The 19,635-nt window shown below is 71.8% G+C and carries 10 protein-coding genes; 8 read left to right on the top strand and 2 right to left on the bottom strand.

The genetic code is table 11. The annotated features are described in order from the left end of the window. Positions 1–1,188, top strand: a complete 1,188-nt coding sequence (locus AB0B20_RS09375) for an NAD(P)/FAD-dependent oxidoreductase (RefSeq protein ID WP_357380877.1) — start codon at positions 1–3, stop codon at positions 1,186–1,188. A 28-nt stretch (positions 1,189–1,216) separates the two neighbouring features. Here AB0B20_RS09375 and AB0B20_RS09370 read toward each other — a convergent pair whose 3' ends face one another. Then, on the bottom strand, positions 1,217–2,059 hold the full coding sequence (locus tag AB0B20_RS09370; protein WP_357469499.1) for a GNAT family N-acetyltransferase: 843 nt from the start codon (positions 2,057–2,059) through the stop codon (positions 1,217–1,219). A gap of 145 nt (positions 2,060–2,204) precedes the next feature. On the opposite strand from AB0B20_RS09370, the gene gltB reads away from it, so the two are divergent. From gltB to AB0B20_RS09355, 3 genes are all read left to right on the top strand, one after another. After that, a complete protein-coding gene (gene gltB, locus AB0B20_RS09365) occupies positions 2,205–6,869 on the top strand; it encodes a glutamate synthase large subunit (RefSeq protein ID WP_357380881.1) in 4,665 nt (1,554 codons plus the stop codon). Next, positions 6,862–8,367, top strand: a complete 1,506-nt coding sequence (locus tag AB0B20_RS09360; protein ID WP_357469496.1) for a glutamate synthase subunit beta — start codon at positions 6,862–6,864, stop codon at positions 8,365–8,367. Before gltB ends, AB0B20_RS09360 begins: the two co-directional genes overlap by 8 nt. Before the next feature lie 163 nt (positions 8,368–8,530). After that, entirely contained in the window at positions 8,531–9,058 is a 528-nt protein-coding gene (locus AB0B20_RS09355; RefSeq protein WP_357380885.1) for a hypothetical protein, read from the top strand. Positions 9,059–9,110: 52 nt separating this feature from the next. Here AB0B20_RS09355 and AB0B20_RS09350 read toward each other — a convergent pair whose 3' ends face one another. Beyond that, entirely contained in the window at positions 9,111–10,646 is a 1,536-nt protein-coding gene (locus tag AB0B20_RS09350; protein WP_357469493.1) for a M1 family metallopeptidase, read from the bottom strand. Positions 10,647–10,843: 197 nt separating this feature from the next. Between AB0B20_RS09350 and AB0B20_RS09345 the strand changes: the two genes are divergently transcribed. The 4 genes from AB0B20_RS09345 to AB0B20_RS09330 all read left to right on the top strand — a co-directional run bounded on the left by AB0B20_RS09345 (position 10,844) and on the right by AB0B20_RS09330 (position 19,568). After that, positions 10,844–11,629, top strand: a complete 786-nt coding sequence (locus AB0B20_RS09345; RefSeq protein WP_357469490.1) for an SGNH/GDSL hydrolase family protein — start codon at positions 10,844–10,846, stop codon at positions 11,627–11,629. Between the two features lie 114 nt (positions 11,630–11,743). Beyond that, the gene (locus AB0B20_RS09340) at positions 11,744–14,422 is read left to right on the top strand and encodes a hypothetical protein (protein ID WP_357469487.1); all 2,679 of its coding nucleotides are present in this window, start codon (positions 11,744–11,746) and stop codon (positions 14,420–14,422) included. Positions 14,423–14,598: 176 nt separating this feature from the next. Further along, positions 14,599–18,090, top strand: a complete 3,492-nt coding sequence (locus AB0B20_RS09335) for a DEAD/DEAH box helicase family protein (protein WP_357469484.1) — start codon at positions 14,599–14,601, stop codon at positions 18,088–18,090. Continuing rightward, positions 18,087–19,568 carry a restriction endonuclease subunit S gene (locus AB0B20_RS09330; RefSeq protein WP_357469481.1) on the top strand — a complete coding sequence of 494 codons (1,482 nt, stop codon included), beginning with the start codon at positions 18,087–18,089 and terminating at the stop codon, positions 19,566–19,568. Before AB0B20_RS09335 ends, AB0B20_RS09330 begins: the two co-directional genes overlap by 4 nt. The last annotated feature ends 67 nt before the right edge of the window (positions 19,569–19,635 follow it).

Raw genomic sequence — 19,635 nt, 5'->3', positions numbered from 1 at the left:
ATGCGCAGCGCGGTGGTGGTCGGCGCCGGCCTCGGCGGAATGGCGGCGGCCGGTGTGCTGGCCCGGTCGGGCTGGCAGGTCACGCTGCTGGAACGCGCCGACCGGGTCCGCCCGGAGCCGACCGCCGTGGTGCTCTGGCCCAACGGGGTACGCGCGTTGCGCGCCCTCGGGCTGGGCGACGGGCTGGACGCGATCGCCACCCCGCTGCCCGACGGCGGCGTGCGCCGCCCGGACGGCCACTGGCTGGTGCAGCCCCGGTCCACACCGGCCGAGCGGATGCCGGTGGTGGTGCACCGGGAGGATCTGCACGACGCGCTCATCGCCGGCCTGGGCGAGCGGGTCGAGCTGCGTACCGGCGTGGCGGTGCGGACGGTGCGCGCGGCCTCCGGTGAGCGTCCGGCGGTGGGCGACGGCCGGCACACCTACGAGGCGGACCTGGTGGTGGCCGCCGACGGCACGGACAGCGAGATCCGCCGGCACCTCGCCCCGGAGACCGCAGTGGTCAGCTCGGGGTGCGCCGCGTGGCGGGCGGTCATCCCCTGGTACCGGGCCCCCCAGCTACCCGATGACCAGCCGGTGCACGGCGAGACGCTCGGCGCCGGATACCGCTTCCTGGCCGCCTCGCTCGGCGAGCGGGGCACCGCCGGCGCCTCCCGCCGGGGTGGCGTCTACTGGGTCGCCACCGCAGCCGGCGCGCCCCGCCCGGAGCCGCCGGAGATCCAGCTCGCGCTGCTCAAACGCTGGTTCGCGGGCTGGCCCGCGCCGATCGGCACGCTGCTGGAGGCGACCGACCCGGAGGACGTGGTCCAGCAGGAGATCCGCGAGCTGCGCCCGCTGCCGAAGGCGTACGGCTTCCCGGCCGGCCCGGGCGGCGTGGTGCTGCTCGGCGACGCGGCGCACGCCATGCCGCCGCACCTCGGGCAGGGCGCCTGCCTGGCGTTCGAGGACGCGGCGACGCTGGCCGGGCTGCTGCGGGAGTCGCGGCTGCCGGACGCGGTGGCCGCGTACGACAGGTTGCGCCGTCCCCGCGCGGCCACCATGGTCCGGCAGACCCGGCGGATGTCGGCGGTCCTGCAGGCCCGGGGCCGGCTGGCGTTGCGGGCGCGGGACGCCGCCCTGGGGACGATCAGCCCGCGACTGCGCAACACCGCCGCCGCAGCCGCCGCCGCCTGGCAGCCGCCGTCCTGACCGTCCGCGTGCGGCGTCGGGTCGGTGCTCAGATGACGGCGGCGGGCTCGGCGACGCAGGCGGTGCCCACCCGGCGGAACCCGACCCGCAGATACACGCGGGCGATGTCCTCGCTGCCGGCGCTCAGGAAGATCAGGCCGGTGCCGGCGGCGAGCAGTTCCCGCGCCAGGGTGGCGGTCACCGCCGCGCCCAGCCCGCGCTGGCGGGCGGACGGCAGCGTGGCCACGCCGGCGATCTCCGCCACGTCGTCCACCCGCATGGCCATCCCGCTGGCGACCGCGCCCTCCTCGGGCAGCTCGGCGAGCACCGAGACGCGCCGTCCGTCGGCGACCCGGGTCGCCTCCTCCTCCAGCGCCGCCATGTCCAGTTGGGCGAGGGCGGCGTCCCGCTCGGCCGGTCCGGCGTCGCCGCGCGCGGTGCCGCCGTTGGCGAAGCCGACCGCGGCGACCGCCCGCCGCAGCGCGATGTCGGTCGCGAAGCCGGGGTCGCCGGGGTCCAGCACCCGCACCGGTACGTCACCGAACGTCCCCGGCTCGGGCAGCCGCTCCGGCTCCAGCAGCATCAGCGGCGCCTCCAGCACGCCGAGCCCGGCCGAGCGGGCCACCGCCAGCAGGTCCGGCTGGTGCTCGTGCACCCATTCGAACGCCTCCGGCAGGCCCAGCTCCCGCTGCCGGGCGCGGACGGCTGTCACGTCGGCGAGCGTCGGCGGCTCGGTGGCGTCGGGGCGGGGGCGGGCGTAGAACGGCCATCCGGCGCCGTCCCGGACGAACAGCACCAGGGCACCGTGTTCCTCGGTTCGCGCCCCGTCGCGGGGCACCGCGTCGTAGAACCGCTCCAACCGGGCGAGTACGTCAGCGCGTGCGAGATCCACCGCGCGAGACTACACGTCCCAGCATCTGGAAGTGTGATCAATCTGAACTGGCCTTGCGCCGGAAGCCCTAACGTAGACTCAATAAACCGCAGAGGGCCGACGTCGTCCCCGTCATGATCCATCCTGAGTGACGACAGGAGGCCCGGTGGCCTTTCCGTACCCTCACAGCCCGCAGTCGGCCCCGCAGACCGGGCTCTACGACCCCGCGTACGAGCACGACGCCTGTGGCGTGGCCTTCGTGGCCGACCTGCACGGGCGGCGCTCGCACCAGGTCGTCGCGAACGGCCTCGGGGCGCTGTGCCGGCTGGACCACCGGGGCGCCCGGGGCGCGGAGCACAACACCGGCGACGGCGCCGGCATCATGATCCAGGTGCCGGACGCGTTCCTGCGCGCCACCGTCGACTTCCCGCTGCCCCCGGCCGGCCAGTACGCCACCGGTCTGGTGTTCCTGCCCGACGACGACGCGGCCGAGGCCCGCGCCCGCCGGGTGGTCGACAAGTACGCGCTGGTCGAGGGCGCCGACGTGCTCGGCTGGCGGGAGGTGCCGACCGACGCGTCCGGCCTGGGGGAGACCGCGCTCGCGGCGATGCCCCGGGTCCGGCAGCTGTTCGTGGCCGCGCGCCGGCTGACCGATTCGCCGGCCGGCCCGGCCGGCTCCCCGCTGACCGGGCTCGACCTGGACCGGGTGGCGTTCTGCCTGCGCAAGCAGGTCGAGCGGGAGACCGCCGAGCGGGGCGTGCCGGCCTACTTCCCGTCGCTGTCCGGCCGCACCATGGTGTGGAAGGGCATGCTCACCCCGGACCAGCTCCCGGCGTTCTACCCGGAGCTGACCGACGAGCGGGTGGTCAGCGCCATCGCGCTGGTGCACTCGCGCTTCTCCACGAACACGTTCCCGTCCTGGCCGCTGGCGCACCCGTACCGGTTCATCGCGCACAACGGCGAGATCAACACGATCCGGGGCAACCGGAACTGGATGCAGGCCCGCGAGGCGCTGCTGCGCAGCCCGAGCATCCCGGGCAACATCCGCCGGGTCTTCCCGGTGTGCACCCCGGCGGCGTCCGACTCGGCCAACTTCGACGAGGTGCTGGAACTGCTGCACCTGGCCGGACGGAGCCTGCCGCACGCGGTGCTCATGATGATCCCCGAGGCGTGGGAGAACGACCCGGACATGCGCGCCGACAAGCGCGCGTTCTACCGCTTCCACGCCAGCCTGATGGAGCCGTGGGACGGCCCGGCGTCCGTCGCGTTCACCGACGGCGAGATCGTCGGCGCGGTGCTGGACCGCAACGGCCTGCGCCCGGGCCGCTGGTGGCACACCGCCGACGGCCTGGTGGTGCTGGGCAGCGAGGCGGGTGTGCTCGACCTGGACCCGGCCAGCGTGGTCGCGAAGGGCCGGCTCCAGCCGGGCAAGATGTTCCTGGTCGACACCGTCAACGGCCGGATCGTCTCCGACGACGAGATCAAGACCGAGCTGGCCGCCGAGCAGCCGTACCAGGAGTGGCTGCACGCCGGCCTGATCGAGCTGGACGACCTTCCGCCGCGCGAGCACACCGTCTACACCCACGACTCGGTACGCCGCCGCCAGCAGACGTTCGGCTACACCGAGGAGGAGCTGAAGATCCTGCTCGGCCCGATGGCCCGCAGCGGCGCGGAGCCGATCGGCTCGATGGGCACCGACACGCCGATCGCCCCGCTGTCGACCCGGCCGCGGCTGCTCTACGACTACTTCCACCAGCTCTTCGCCCAGGTCACCAACCCGCCGCTGGACGCCATCCGGGAGGAGCTGGTGACCAGCCTGGCGTCCACGATCGGGCCGGAGGGAAACCTGCTCGACCCGGGGCCGGCGAGCTGCCGGCAGATCGTGCTGCCGTACCCGGTGATCGACAACGACGAGCTGGCCAAGATCCTGTCCATCGACGAGGACGGCGACCTGCCCGGCTTCAAGGCGGTCCGGGTGTCCGGCCTGTACCGGATCCGTGACGGCGGCGCCGGCATCAAGGCCCGGCTGACCGAGATCTGCCGGCACGTCTCCGAGGCGATCGAGGACGGCGTGCGCATCCTGGTGCTCTCCGACCGGGACTCCAACGCCGACCTGGCGCCGATCCCGTCGCTGCTGCTCACCGCCGCGGTGCACCAGCACCTGGTCCGCGAGCAGACCCGCACCCAGGTGGCGCTGATCGTCGAGTCCGGCGACTGCCGCGAGGTGCACCACGCGGCGGTGCTGATCGGGTACGGCGCGGCGGCGGTCAACCCGTACCTGGCCTTCGAGTCGGTCGAGGACATGATCTCCACCGGCGTCCTGGCCGGCGTCGATCGGGTGAAGGCCGTCCGCAACTACGTCAAGGCGCTCGGCAAGGGCGTCCTGAAGATCATGTCCAAGATGGGCATCTCGACCGTGTCGTCCTACTGCGGCGCGCAGGTCTTCGAGGCCGTCGGCCTGGACACCCGCCTGGTCGACAGATACTTCCGGGGCACGCCGAGCACCATCGGCGGCATCGGCCTGGCCGAGATCCACGCCGAGGTCGCGGCCCGGCACGCGCGGGCCTGGCCGGCGCCGGGCGCGCAGGCCACCGACCGGCTGGAGGTCGGCGGCGAGTACCAGTGGCGCCGCGAGGGTGAGCTGCACCTGTTCAACCCGGAGACGGTCTTCCTGCTCCAGCACGCCACCCGCAGCCGCCAGTACGACGTGTTCCGGCAGTACACCGCCAAGGTCGACGAGCTGGCCGCGCGGGCGGGCTCGCTGCGCGGGCTGTTCACGCTGCGCACCGGCGTACGCCCGGCGGTGCCGCTGGACGAGGTCGAGCCGGCCACCGAGATCGTCAAGCGCTTCGCCACCGGCGCCATGTCGTACGGGTCGATCTCGGCGGAGGCGCACGAGACGCTCGCCATCGCGATGAACCGGCTCGGCGGCAAGTCCAACACCGGTGAGGGCGGCGAGGACGTCGAGCGGCTGCACGACCCGGCGCGGCGCTCGGCGGTCAAGCAGATCGCCAGCGGCCGGTTCGGCGTGACGAGCGAATACCTCGTCAACGCCGACGACCTCCAGATCAAGATGGCGCAGGGCGCGAAGCCCGGCGAGGGCGGGCAGCTGCCCGGCAACAAGGTCTGGCCGTGGATCGCCCGGACCCGGCACGCCACCCCCGGCGTGGGCCTGATCTCCCCGCCGCCGCACCACGACATCTACTCGATCGAGGACCTGGCCCAGCTCGTCCACGACCTGAAGTGCGTCAACCCGGCCGCCCGGGTGCACGTCAAGCTGGTCAGCGAGGTGGGCGTGGGCACCGTCGCGGCGGGCGTGGCCAAGCTCAAGGCCGACGTCATCCTGATCTCCGGACACGACGGCGGCACCGGCGCGTCCCCGCTCAACTCGCTCAAGCACGCCGGCACCCCGTGGGAGCTGGGCCTGGCCGAGGCGCAGCAGACGCTGCTGCTGAACAAGCTGCGTGACCGGGTGACGGTGCAGGTCGACGGTCAGCTCAAGACCGGCCGGGACGTGCTGATCGCGGCGCTGCTCGGCGCCGAGGAGTTCGGCTTCGCCACCGCGCCGCTGATCGTCGAGGGCTGCGTGATGATGCGCGTGTGCCACCTGGACACCTGTCCGGTCGGCATCGCCACCCAGAACCCGGTGCTGCGCGAGCGCTTCACCGGCAAGCCGGAGTTCGTGGAGAACTTCTTCCTGTTCCTCGCCGAGGAGGTCCGCGGCTACCTGGCCGAGCTGGGCTTCCGCAGCATCGACGAGGCGATCGGCCACACCGAGCTGCTCGACGTGGCCGGCGCGATCGACCACTGGAAGGGCCACGGGCTCGATCTGAGCCGCGTGCTGCACCTGCCGGAGCTGCCCGAGGGGGCGTCCCGCCGGGGCGTACGCGCGCAGGACCACGGCCTCGACGCGGCGCTGGACAACCGGCTCATCGAGCTGGCCGGGCCGGCGCTGCGCGACCGTACCCCGGTCCGGGTCGAGGTCGAGGTCCGCAACGAGCACCGCAGCGTCGGCGCGATGCTCGGCGGCGAGGTGACCCGCCGCTTCGGCGGCGCCGGCCTGCCCGACGACACAGTCGAGTTCCGGCTGCGCGGCACCGCCGGCCAGTCGTTCGGCGCGTTCCTGCCGCGCGGGGTCACGCTGCGCCTGTACGGCGACGCCAACGACTACGTCGGCAAGGGCCTGTCCGGCGGGCGGATCGTGGTGCGCCCGGACGCCGCCGCGCCGTTCGTCGGCGTGGACGCCACGCCGGGCCGCCGCGCCGAGGACCAGATCATCGCCGGCAACACCATCCTGTACGGCGCCACCGGCGGCGAGGTGTTCCTGCGCGGCCGGGTGGGGGAGCGGTTCGCGGTGCGCAACTCCGGCGCGGTGGCGGTGGTCGAGGGCCTCGGCGACCACGGCTGCGAGTACATGACCGGCGGCACCGTCGTGGTGCTCGGGCCGACCGGGCGCAACTTCGCCGCCGGCATGTCCGGCGGCACCGCGTTCGTGCACCGGCTCGACGAGCGGCTGGTGAACGCGGAGCTGGTCGACCTGTCGCCGCTGCGCGACGAGGAGCGCGACCGGCTGCACGAGCTGGTGCAGCGGCACTTCGCCGAGACGGACTCGGCGGTCGCCGAGGACCTGCTCAAGCGCTGGCCGCAGGCGGTGGAGGAGTTCACCGCCGTGGTGCCCCGGGACTACCGCCGGGTCATGGAGATCATGCGGGCCGCCGAAGCCGCCGGCCGAGACGTCGACGACGCGGTGATGAGCGCGCTCAGCGTGCCGTCGGCCGCGCCGGTACCGCCCGCGCCCCGGGCGGTCGCCCAGGAGGTGGCTCGTGCCTGACCCGAACGGTTTCCTGCGCTACGACCGGCGGCTGCCGGCCCGCCGTCCGGTGCCGGTGCGCATCTCCGACTGGCGGGAGGTCTACCCGCCGGCCGGTGAGGAGCTGATCCGCGAGCAGGCCACCCGGTGCATGGACTGCGGCATCCCGTTCTGCCACGACGGCTGCCCGCTGGGCAACCGCATCCCGGACTGGAACGACCTGGTCCGTACCGGCAACTGGGACGCCGCTGTGGAGTCGCTGCACGCCACTAACAACTTCCCCGAGTTCACCGGGCGGCTCTGCCCGGCGCCGTGCGAGGCGGCGTGCGTGCTCGGCCTGGGTGGCCAGCAGCCGGTCACCATCAAGCAGGTCGAGGTGGAGATCGCCGACGCGGCGGTGGCCCGCGACGGCCTGCGGCCCCGGCCCGCCTCCGCCCCGACCGGCCGGTCGGTGGCGGTCGTCGGCTCCGGCCCGGCCGGGCTGGCCGCCGCGCAGCAGCTGGCCCGCGCCGGTCACACGGTCACCGTGTACGAGCGCGACGACGCGATCGGCGGCCTGCTCCGCTACGGCATCCCCGACTTCAAGCTGGAGAAGCAGCACATCGACAGGCGGCTGGCCCAGCTCACCGCCGAGGGTGTGCGGTTCCGGACCGGCGTCGAGGTCGGCGTCGACGTGACCGCCGAGCAGATGCGCGCCGAGCACGACGCGGTGCTGCTCGCCTGCGGCGCGTTGCAGGGCCGGGACACCCCGGAGACGGCGGGCCGGGCCCTGCGCGGCGTGCACCAGGCGATGTCGCACCTGGTCGCCGCGAACCGGGTGGTGGCCGCTGCCGGGGACGGGCGGCCCGCGCTCGCCACGCTGCCCGACGGTACGCCGATCGACGCCGCCGGCAAGCACGTGGTGATCATCGGTGGTGGCGACACCGCCGCGGACTGCCTCGGCGTGGCGCACCGGCAGGGCGCGGCCGGCGTACACCAGCTCGACCTCTACCCGCAGCCGCCCACGGAGCGCGACGCGGAGCGCGACCCGTGGCCGACCTGGCCGTGGCTGCTGCGCAACTACCCGGCGCACGAGGAGGGCGGCGAGCGCGTCTTCGCGGTCGCCGTGCAGGAGTTCGTGGACGACGGCACCGGCCAGGTCCGCGCGGTCCGGATCGCCGAGGTGACAGTGGAGAAGGTGGACGGCCGGCGCATCGTCACGCCGCTGCCCGGCTCCGAGCGGGAGATCCCGGCCGACCTGGTGCTGCTCGCCATCGGCTTCGAGGGCACCGAGGAGCAGCCGCTGCTGGCCCAGTTCGGGGTGACCCGCAACGGCCGGGGCGCGATCGACTCCGGCCCCGACTGGCAGGCCGCCGACGGTGTCTTCGTCGCCGGTGACATGCACCGGGGCGCGTCGCTGATCGTCTGGGCGATCGCCGAGGGACGCGCCGCCGCGGCGGCGATCCACTCCTACCTGGGTGGGGTGGGCGAGCTGCCCGCCCCGGTCGACCCGGCCCGCCAGCCGCTCGCCGCCAGGTGAAAGGAAGGGCCCCCTTTTAACGCCTCAGGTAGAGGAGGGGGCCCTTCTTAACACCCGCCGCCACCGCCGCGCGGCGCGGCGCCCGCGCGGCCGTCCGGGAGGGTGGCCCAGGTCATGCCGAACGGGGTCCCGACGGCACGACGACCGTCATTAGGCTGCGGCCATGGACGTCGAGGTACGCCTGCGGCGCATCCGCCGCTGGCTCTGGCTGGTGGTGGCGGGGCTCTTCCTCAGCGGGGTGACCGCGTTCCCGCTGGAGGTCGAGGTGCGCTGGCTGCTGGCGGCGACCGATCCGCTCGCCGGGCAGTTCCCGGCGCTTGTCGACTGGATCGAGCGGGTCCACGTCGGACTGGTGGCGGCCGGTGACGACTACCCGTTCCTGCGGTACGGCACCGACTGGCTGGCCTTCGCGCACCTGGTGCTCGCGGTGGCGTTCTGGGGGCCGCTGCGTGACCCGGTCCGCAACGTGTGGGTGGTCCAGGTCGGCATGATCGCCTGCGCCGGCATCGTGCCTCTGGCGGTGATCTGCGGCCCGATCCGGGACATCCCCTGGTTCTGGACGCTTGTCGACCTCTCGTTCGCGGTCGGCGCGTTCCCGCCGCTCTGGTTCGCCTACCGACACATCCGCGCGGTCGAGGCGGCGCAGCCCTGGACGGCGTCGGCCGCTGCACCGCTACCGACCGCCCGTTGACCGGCCGGCCGGGTCGCTCCCGCGATGGCAGAGCGGCCCGGCCGGCGCCCGGTCAGCGGCCGAGCAGGTCGTGCGCCGCGCGGATCTTCGTCCACGAGGCCGGCTGCGCCGGCGCGGCGCTCGTCCGCGCGGCGGTGGCCACGGTGGGCCGACCCGGCGTGAACAGCCAGGTGGTGAACACCGCGTCGAGATCCCGCCCGGAGATCCGCTCGGCGAGCGCCTGGAACTGCGCGACGGTGCCGTTGCCGTACTGCCGCTTGGCGGTCCAGGTACGCAGGATGCGGAAGAACGCGGCGTCGCCCACGGTGAGCCGGATCTGGTGCAGTGCCATCGCGCCCCGGTCGTATACCGCGTCGTCGAAGATCCCGCTCGGGCCCGGGTCGCCGGGGCGCACCTGCCAGAACTCGGAATCGGCCGGGTAGCTGTCGTAGGTGAAGTCGAACAGCTCCTGCGCGGTGCCCTCGCCCTGCTCCTCGGACCAGAGCCACTCGGCGTACGAGGCGAAGCCCTCGTTGAGCCAGATGTGCCGCCAGTCCGCCACCGACACCGAGTCGCCGAACCACTGGTGGGCGTTCTCGTGCACCACCACGTACGGGTTGGCGCCGCGTCGCCAGAAGCCGGGGCCGTACACCGGGCGGGTCTGCGTCTCCAGCGCGAAGCCGATGCCGTCGACCGGCCCGGCCACGCCGCCCTGCGCCTCGAACGGGTACGGGCCGAACAGCCCGCTCTCCCAGTCGACGATCTCGGCGGTGCGCTCGATGCTGGCCCGGGCGGCCGGCAGGCGCTCGCCGAGCGTGGTGCTGTACGCGTTCACCACCGGCTGCCCGTTCGGCGCGGTGTCGGTGACGATGTCGTACTGGCCGATGGCCAGGAACGCCTGGTACGTGGCGCCGGGCTTGACGCTGCGCCAGCTCCACCGGGTGCGGTTGCCGGCCTCGGGCAGCGGGTCGCGCGGCTGCACGCCGTTGCTGATCACCTCGACGCCGGTCGGCACCGAGACGGAGATGTCCCAGGTGGCCTTGTCCTTCGGGTGGTCGTTGCTCGGGAACCACCACCAGGCCGACTCGGGTTCGTTGACGGCGAGCGCCCCGTCGGCGGTACGGGTCCAGCCGGTGTAGCCGTAGACGGTGGTCTGCGACGGCACGCCGGCGTACTTCACCACGACGGTGAGCTGCTGGCCGGTGGTCAGCGGCCGGGCCGGGGTGATCACCAGCTCGTGGTCGCCGGCCCTGGTGAAGCCGGCGACCCACCCGTTCACCCGCACCGACTCGACGGCGAGCGCGAAGTCCAGGTTGAACCGGGACAGGTCCTTCGTGGCGGTGGCGAGGATCGTCGTGGTGCCGCTGAGCCGGTCGGTGGCCGGCTCGTAGCGCAGCCGGATGTCGTAGTGGCCGACGTCGTAGCCGCCGTTGCCGTAGTCGGGGAAGTAGCTGTCGCCCAGGCCGGGGCCGCCGGGCGTCGGGGTGGCCGCCGCGGTCTGCGGCCGGCCCCAGCCGGTGGGTGCGGCCTGGCCGGGTGCGCCGGTCACTGTGGTGCCGGCCGCGGTGAGGGTCAGGGCGGCGATGGCCGCCGTGAGTGCGCGTCGCACTGTGGGACTCCCTCCGTCGGGTGTCGTCACCGCCAACCTAATCGACAGATGTGAACATATCGCTCCCGTCCGGCCGATCTCGGCTATTCAATTTCGGCAAATGTTTCGATAGCATTACCGCCCAGTAACACCACCGATCCCTCGGCCACGCGCGCGGTCAACGGGCTCCACCACCCCCTGCCCCGTGGAGGTTCTGCATGTCCCGTCGCGTCCATACCGTGCTCGCCGCCGTCCTGGCGGCCGTGCTCGGCGCCGTGCTCCTGCCCGGCGCCGCCCGCGCGGCCACCGTCAACTACGTCGCCCTCGGCGACTCCTACTCCTCCGGCGTCGGCGCCGCCCCGTACGACCTGTCCACCTGCCTGCGCAGCCAGAAGTCGTACGCCCCGCTCTGGGCCGCCGCCCACTCGGTCACCAGCTTCAAGTTCCCGGCCTGCGGCGGAGCGGTCACCGCCGACGTGCTGAACAACCAGGTCGGCCAGCTCAGCAGCAGCACCACGCTGGTCACCATCACCATCGGCGGCAACGACGCCGGTTTCGCCGACGTGATGACCAGTTGCCGCTTCGGCAGCACGTCCAGCTGCGAGAGCGCCGTCAACGAGTCCAGGACGTTCACCACCGCGACGCTGCCGGCCCGGCTCGACGCCACGTACGCCGCGATCCGCAACCGGGCCCCGAACGCCCGGCTGGTGGTGCTCGGCTACCCGCGGCTGTTCGAGACCGGCTCCTGCGGCCTGCTCGCCATGAGCAGCTACAAGCGCACCATCCTCAACCAGGCCGCCGACACGCTCAACGGCGTCATCGCCGGCCGGGTCGCCGCGGCCGGGGGCACCTTCGTCGACGCGCGGCCGTTCTTCGCCGGGCACGGCGTGTGCGCCGCCCAGCCGTGGATCCGCGACGTCAGCGGCGTCATCGAGGCGTACCACCCGAACGCCGACGGCTACCGCTACGGCTACCTGGCCGCGCTGACCGCCGCCATCGGCTGATCCGCACGCGAGGAGGGCCCCGCTCGACACCCGTCCGTCGAGCGGGGACCCGCCGTGCCGGGTTGCATCGAACGTCGACAATGGTGCGACACCGCATGTGACCCGGAGGTGACCATGCGTGAACCGGCGACCCGGCCGCGGCCGGTACGCGAGCAACTCCCGGCCGGTGGCCCGGAACTGCTCACCCTGCTGGCCCGGCTGCTGCGGCGTCCACGCCGCGGTGACCGCCAGCTCCCGCTGCTCTGGCTGGTCCGGCCCACCGGGGGCGGCGCGATTGCGGCCCTGCTACGGCGTTTCGCGGCGCGCCGGGCCGGGCGGCGGGTGCCGCACGCCGTGCTGGACCTGACCGGCCGCCCGGCCGGCGACGACGTCGCAACCGTGCTGCGCGAACTGCACCGGCAACTCTCCGTGGAGGCGTTCGGCGCGCCCCGGCTGCGGTTCCGCCACTACCCGCTGGCCGACTGGCTGATGCACCAGACGCTCGCCGTGGACCTGGACGCCGCCGACAGCGGCCGGGCCGCGCTGGTCCGCCGGCTGCGGGACTGGCGAGGACGGCGGACCGGTGACGACCCCCAGGTCGGCGGCGACTCCGGCCTCGGCGCCGCGCTGCACCTGCTGCTCTGGCTGCTGTGGCGGGCCGTACCCGGCGTCGTGTTCCGGATCGCCGTCTCCGGCCGGGTGCCGCTCGTCGGACGGCAGTACCGCTGGTTCATGCGCCAGCAGTACCTGGCGCCCCGGCAGTCGGTGACGTTCCTCGGCTTCGCCGAGCGGCTCACCGCCGGCTGGCGCGACGGCGAACACCCGGCCCAGGTGGAGAAGCTGCTGCTGCACGCGTTCCTGGAGGACCTGCGCCTGGCGTACCGGCGGCGGTTCTGGCGGCCCGGGGACTGGCGCCGCACCGCCTATCCGGTGCTGGTGCTCGACGGCGCGCGGCCGGACAACGTCGGGCACACGCTGGTCCGGCTCGTCGACGAGGTGCGCAACGAGACCGGCCGCAACGACCCGCTGCTCGTCGTCGCGGTCGCCGCCGACCCGCCGCCGGAACCGGCCGCGGCCCGGCCGCTGGCCGAGGCCGAGGAGGCGTACGAGGAGTGGGCCGAGGCGCTGCCGGAGAACCGCCGGCTGCGTCGCTCCGGCGCCTGGCTGATGCTGCTGGAGTCGGACGACCGGGACGTCGACGCCCCGGTGGGAGGCGTCCCGCCGGCCCTGGCCGCGCCCGACCCGCCCTGGTGGGCACGGCGGTTCCTGCCCGCCGCGGTGGCCCTGGCGCTCGTCGCCGGGCTGGGCGTGTGGGCGCACGGGCGGTGGGCGCCGGACTGCCGCCCCTGGCCCACCGACCGGGTCGCCGTCCGGCTCGTGGCCGGGGAGTGCGTCGGCTACAGCGACACCGCCGGGCAGGTCTTCAACAGCGAACCCGGGCAGGACCGGCTGCGCGCCGTGCAGCGGCGCATCTTCGCCCAGAACCGGGCCGCCGAGGAGGTGTGGCGGCGCAGCGAGCACCGCCGCCCCTACCTGACGCTTGTCTACCTGGGCAGCCTCACCGGCAACCGGACCCGCGCGGACGAGGAGTCCTACGTCTCCGAGCGGGAGGAACTGGAGGGCATGGCCACCGCCCAGTACGCACTGCTCCAGGAGTCGGCGGCAGCGGACGACGCGGCGCTGCTGCACATCGTGGTGGCGAACGCCGGGCGGCAGATGCGGCACGCCGACGACGCGGTGCGGATGCTGGAAGGGCTGGCCCGCGACGACCCCACAGTGCTGGGCGTGGTCGGGCTGGTGGACAGCCGCACCAGCACGGCGGCGGCGCTGCGCGAACTCAACCGGGTCGGCCTGCCGGTGCTCGCCCCCACGCTGTCCGCCGACCGGATGGACGCCAACTCCAGCCTCTACCTGGCCATGTCCGCGCCGAACCGCGACCAGGTGCGGATGGTCGAGGCGTACGCCCGGCAGGTGCTGCGGGTGGGGGAGGCGCACGTCTACTGGACCACCGGCGAGGGCAGTTCGCTCGCCGACGACCTGTACGTCGCCACCCTCATCGACGGCCTGCGGGAACGCTTCGGCGACCGGATCACCCGGCTCGACGAGTGGCGCAGCGGGCGGCGGCTCACCCAGGAGTGCGGCTACCCGGGGATGCTTTTCTTCGCCGGCCGCTGGTCGGAGTTCGACGGGTTCATGCGTGCGCTCAAGGAGTGCGGCGCGAACCCGCCCCGGCACCTGGTCGCCGACGACTCGGTGAACCGCTACATGGCCAACCCGGGGCTGCGCGCCAGCGCGCCGGGCAACCTGCCGGTCACGTACGTGTCGAAGGCCGCGCTCGCCACCTGCGCGTCGCTGCGGACCGCGCAGGCCGCGCGCGACGAGGCGCGCGGCACCTTCCTCACCTGGATCGGCGCGGACGGCCTGCTCGACCCGCCCCGCTGCCGCGCCGGGACCGGCCCGCCGGTCGGCGAGCGGGTCAGCCTGGCCTACGACGCCACCATGATGACGGTACGCGCGCTGGAGAGCCTCGCCGCCCGCCTGCGCCACGCCGACACCGGCTGCCGCTGGGAGCCCCGCTCGGTCAACCCGGTCGGGGTGCACGCCGAGGTGCTGCGGCAGAACGCCGCCGGCGGCTACCCGGGGGTCGCCGGCCTCATCCGGTACGCCCCGGACTCCGGCGAACCGGTCGCGAAGCGGCTGGCGCTGCTCACCGTGGCGAAGGTGCCCGACGTGGACGCCGCCCCGGTCGAGGTGTTCCACTGCGGCGTGGCCGACACCGGACCCGACCCCGGCTGCCGCGTCGCACCACGCTAGGCGAGATCTTGGTACGCGCACGCCCCGCAAGGGGCGTGCGCGTACCAAGATTCATGGGAACGAAGGGCTCAGCGGATTCTGTCGGATACCTGATTCCGGCGCTCAATTGTGCTGCGTCAAGCATCGATCGTTTCTATCCTGACGTGTTCATTCCCCGGTGACGCGTGTGGAGAGCTGTGGATCAGCGACAGGTACGACGGCTGGCGGAGCAGTCCGCCAACTTCGGATTCCTCAAGGATCATCCACTCTTGGTCTGGTATGGCGCGGGCGCCGAACTGCTCGTGTACGTCGACGCGCAGGCGGCGATGTTCAAGCTCCGTGCGTTCGGCGACGAACTGGCGAAGGATCTGGTGCGCCGCACCGACGCACGGCCACACGGTGACAAGTTCTTCCACCGCGTGCAGGCGCTCCAGACCAACGGCACGCTCGTTCCGGAGATCTACCGCGCGTTCGATCGGCTTCGTGACCAGGGCAACCGCGCCGTACACGATCATCTGGGTGAGGTGCGCGCCGCGCTGGAGCTGCTGCGGACCTGCTTCGAGCTGGGCGTCTGGTTCCACCGCGCGCTGACCGGCGACCGCTCGCCGATCGGCTTCGTCCCGCCCACGCCGCCCCCTCAGCAGGTGCCCCAGAGCGTCGCCGACGCGCTTGCGGCCGAGCTTGAGCGCTACAAGAACGAGCTGGCGCAGACCAAGCTGCTGCTCGACGGCAAGCCGTCGCTGGTGCAGGCCCAGGCCGACGCGCAGGCGGCGGCGGAACGGGCGGTCCGCGCGGCGAGCGCCCGCCAGGGCGAGGCCGCCGCCCTGGTGGCGAGCCTGGAGCCGGCGGCGCACGAGGCGCAGCGGGCCGCCGAGCAGCGGAAGCCGGCGCGGGTCTCCGCCGCCCGGCGGGAGGAGTTCATCGCCCGTGCCCGCCGCGCCTCCCACGAACCACTAAACGAGGTGCAGACCCGGGCCGAGATCGACAGGCAGTTGCGGGCCGCCGGCTGGGTGGTGCAGGACGAGAACCAGATCAACCTGTTCGCGGCCACCGGTGTCGCAGTCCGCGAGGTGACGCTCGCTACCGGCCGCGCCGACTACCTGCTCTACGTCGACCAGCGACTTGTCGGCGTGATCGAGGCCAAGCGGGAGGGAACGGCCCCGCGCGGGGTGGAGGCGCAGCTCGACCGCTACCTGAGCGGGCTGACCCCGGCGCAGAAGCTCAGCGCCTGGCGGCGGGACGAGCCGTTGCCGTTCGGGTACGTCGCCACCGGCACGGAGACCGCCTTCGTCAACCGGCTGGACCCGTTTCCGCGTACCCGGGAGGTCTTCGCCTTCCATCAACCCGCCACCCTCGCGCGGTGGATGCGGGAGGCCGACGACGATCCGGCCGCACCGACGCTGCGGGCCCGGCTGCGGCGGATGCCGGCGCTGGACCGGCTCGGCCTGCGACCCGCGCAGGTCGACGCCGTCGCCGGGCTGGAGCGGTCACTCGCCGAGGACCGCCCGCGCTCGCTGATCCAGATGGCGACCGGCGCGGGCAAGACCTTCACCGCGGTGACCGCCAGCTACCGGCTGCTCAAGCACGCCCGCGCCGCCCGGATCCTCTTCCTGGTCGACCGCAACAACCTCGGCAAACAGACGCTGCGGGAGTACGCCGGATACCAGGCCCCCGACGACGGGCGGAAGTTCACCGACCTCTACAACGTCGACCGGCTCTCCGGCACCGGAATGCTCGACTCGTCCGCCGTGGTCATCTCAACCATCCAGCGCCTCTACGGCGCCCTGCGCGGCGTCGAGCTGCCCGACGTGGACCTGGACGACCGCGACTACGACAGCTACGACCTGGACGAGCCGGCCGAGGTGACCTACAACCCGCAGCTCCCACCGGAGACGTTCGACCTGATCGTGGTGGACGAGTGCCACCGCTCGATCTACGGCAAGTGGCGGGCGGTCATCGAATACTTCGACGCGTTCGTGGTCGGGCTGACCGCCACGCCGGTCAAGCAGACGCTCGGCTTCTTCCAGCAGAACCTGGTCTCCGAGTACACCTACGAGCAGGCCGTCGCCGACGGGGTCAACGTCGACTTCGACGTCTACCGGATCAAGACGGAGATCACGGAGAAAGGCGCGGACATCGAGGCCGGCACCGTCGTGCCGCTGCGGGACCGGCGCACCCGCGCCGAGCGCTACCAGGAGCTGGAGGACGACTTCACGTACGGCGGCAGCCAGGTCGGCCGGTCGGTGATCTCGAAGGGCCAGCTCAAACTGGTGCTGGAGACGTTCCGCGACAAGCTCTTCGAGGAGATCTTCCCGGGCCGCTCGACAGTGCCCAAGACGCTGATCTTCGCGCGGGACGACAACCACGCCGAGGAGATCGTGCAGATGGTCCGGCTCGTCTTCAACCGGGGCAACGACTTCGTCAAGAAGATCACGTACGCCTCGCGGCGCGAGGGCGACAACCCGGACACACTGATCCAGGCGTTCCGCAACAGCCCTGAGCTGCGGATCGCGGTGACCGTGGACATGATCGCCACCGGCACCGACGTCCGGCCCCTGGAGTGCGTCTTCTTCCTGCGCCCGGTGCGCAGCTCCACCTACTTCGAGCAGATGAAGGGGCGCGGCGCCCGGACCATCGACGCCGCCGACTTCCAGGCCGTCACGCCGGACGCAGAGGTCAAGGACCGCTTCGTCATCGTCGACGCGGTCGGCGTCACCGAGGCCGACCTGGACGAGGCGGTACCGCTGCAACGCCACACCGAACGCCAGATCTCGCTGCGCGACCTGCTCCGCAAGGCCGGCACCCTGACCGCCGACGCCGACGAGGTGGCCACGCTCGCCTCCCGCCTGGCCCGGCTCAACCAGCAGCTCACCGACGACGAACGCGCCGAGCTGGCCGACCTCGCCGGTCAGCCGCTCAAGGACGTCGTGCGCGGTCTCACCGACGCGGTGGCCCCGGAGCAACTCAACCCGGCCACCGAGGCCGGCCCGGCCGCCGTGCGGGACCTGCTGGCCGGCGCACTGCGACCGCTCGCCGCGAACCCGCCGCTGCGGGAACGCATCCTGGAGATCCGGCGGGCACACGACATCACCATCGACGAGGTGAACGCCGACCGGCTGATCTCGGCGCAGGGCGTCCCGGCCGAGGAACGAGCCCAGGTCACCGTCAAGAGCTGGCACGACTACCTGGAGGAGCACCGCGACGAGATCACCGCGTTGCAGGTCTTCTACGAGGGCCGGGGCCGGGTGGGGTACGAGCAGCTCAAGGAACTGGCAGCGCGGATCGCCCGGCCGCCGCAGGCGTGGACGCCCGAGTCGCTGTGGAAGTCGTACGTGCTGCTCGGGCGGACCGCCGAGGCCCCCGGCAACCGGGGCATCACCGATCTTGTCAGCCTCGTCCGGTATGAGTTGGGGCTGGACCAGGAGCTGCGCCCGTACCGCAGCCTGGTCGAGGAGCGCTTCCGTGGGTGGCTGCTCCGACAGGAGCAGGCGGGCGCTACGTTCACTGCCGATCAGGCGTGGTGGCTGGAGAGGATCAAGGACGTGATAGCGGTCAGCGTGGAGATCACCCCGGACGACCTGGAGGGTGCGCCGTTCAGCGAGCGGGGTGGCATCGACGGGTACGCGGACGCATTCGGGGAGCGCGCCGAACCACTGCTGACCGAGTTGAACGAGGAGTTGTCCGCGTGACCGACCTGCCAGCCGGCTGGACCACTGCAAGACTTGGCGAACTAGTGGAAATCAACCCCCGGAAGTTTGATCAGCAGCCCGTTGATGATGAACAAATATCGCTGCTTCCGATGGCTGCGGTTGAAGCGGAGACAGGTCATATTGATGCATCTCGGGAAGCGTTTTATGGCGACGCTAAGAGGCGGTCGCTAACGCCAGTTCAGGAGGGTGATGTACTCTTCGCCAAGGTGACTCCGTGTATGGAGAACGGCAAGGTCGCGGTGGCGCGGAATCTGAAAAATGGTCGCGCGCTTGGAAGTACAGAACTTTTTGCGCTTCGCTCCCGGGGGGCAATTGATCCCACCTTTCTTTGCTATTACCTCCTGCAGCATTCCGTGCGAGTTCGGGCCCAAGCGGCGATGGCGGGAGCAGTCGGACTTCGTCGGGTGCCTCGGCGATACCTGGAAGATCTGATTCTTCCAGTTCCTCCGCTCGCCGAGCAGCGGCGCATCGTAGAGGTTCTTGATCTTTATCTTGGCAGCGTCAGTTCGGCTCGCGAGCGACTCGTGTCGGTCAAGAGGAAATTGGCTGGAAGGCGGCAGGCGGTTGCGCGAGCAGCAATGCGAGGGTTGCTTTCGATTAAGGCTGAGCCCAATGATAGTGGGGTGGACTTAGTAATCAAAATTGGAGGCCGCGAGGCGATCGTTGACGACGGCGACTGGCCTCTGCCACGTTCTTGGGCGTGGTCCACCATTGGAAGCCTGTTTAGAGTCTTTGTTGGATCTACTCCGAGTCGGTCTCGATCGGAGTTCTGGGGAGGGGGTATTCCTTGGGTTTCCAGCGGGGAAGTCTCCTTTACGAGGATTGAACGGACAAAGGAAACGGTCTCCGCGGAAGGGCTGGGCAACCTCCGGAGTCGGCTTCATCCGCCAGGCACTGTGCTGCTGGCTATGATTGGAGAGGGTAAGACGCGGGGGCAAGCTGCGATCCTTGACGTCGAAGCGGCGCACAATCAGAATTGCGCTTCGATTAGAGTTTCTGAAACCCCAATCTTGCCGGAGTTTGTTTACATGTTCTGGCTCTCTAGATACGTCGAAACTCGCAGAGCGGCTGCTGGGGGTAATCAACTGGCTCTTAATAGGGCGGCAATCAGGGCGGTTAAGATGCCTGTTCCGCCGTTGGGTGTCCAGCGGCGGGCGGTGGAAATTTTTGAGGATGTCATCGCTGAAGAGCAGAGGTTAATGCCGATCATCGACTCTGCGATGAAGAAGGCAAGCGGCCTGCGTGGCGCCCTTATGGCAGAAGCATTCTCTGGCCGTCTCGTGGCGCAGGATCAGACCGAGCAGCCAGCAGCGGAACTGATTGATTGCACTATAGTCAATCGATCGATGCGGCCATTGCGCCAGAGATCACACGCAGTGAATGCCCAGAAGGAACCGGTGTCTCCGCCGGTCAGCGTGACAGGTGGCGGCTTCGAGCAGGAGGCATTGCCGTGGTGAACAAGGCTGAGCGCATTGAGTATCCAGGGATGAACGAAAAGATCACGACTAGTGCCGTTGAGTCTCG

It is taken from the genome of Micromonospora sp. NPDC049151 (assembly GCF_040648395.1).
Taxonomy (GTDB): Bacteria; Actinomycetota; Actinomycetes; order Mycobacteriales; family Micromonosporaceae; genus Micromonospora.
The sequence above is the reverse complement of the archived record's forward strand: the minus strand, read 5'-3'. Positions and strand labels throughout refer to the sequence as shown.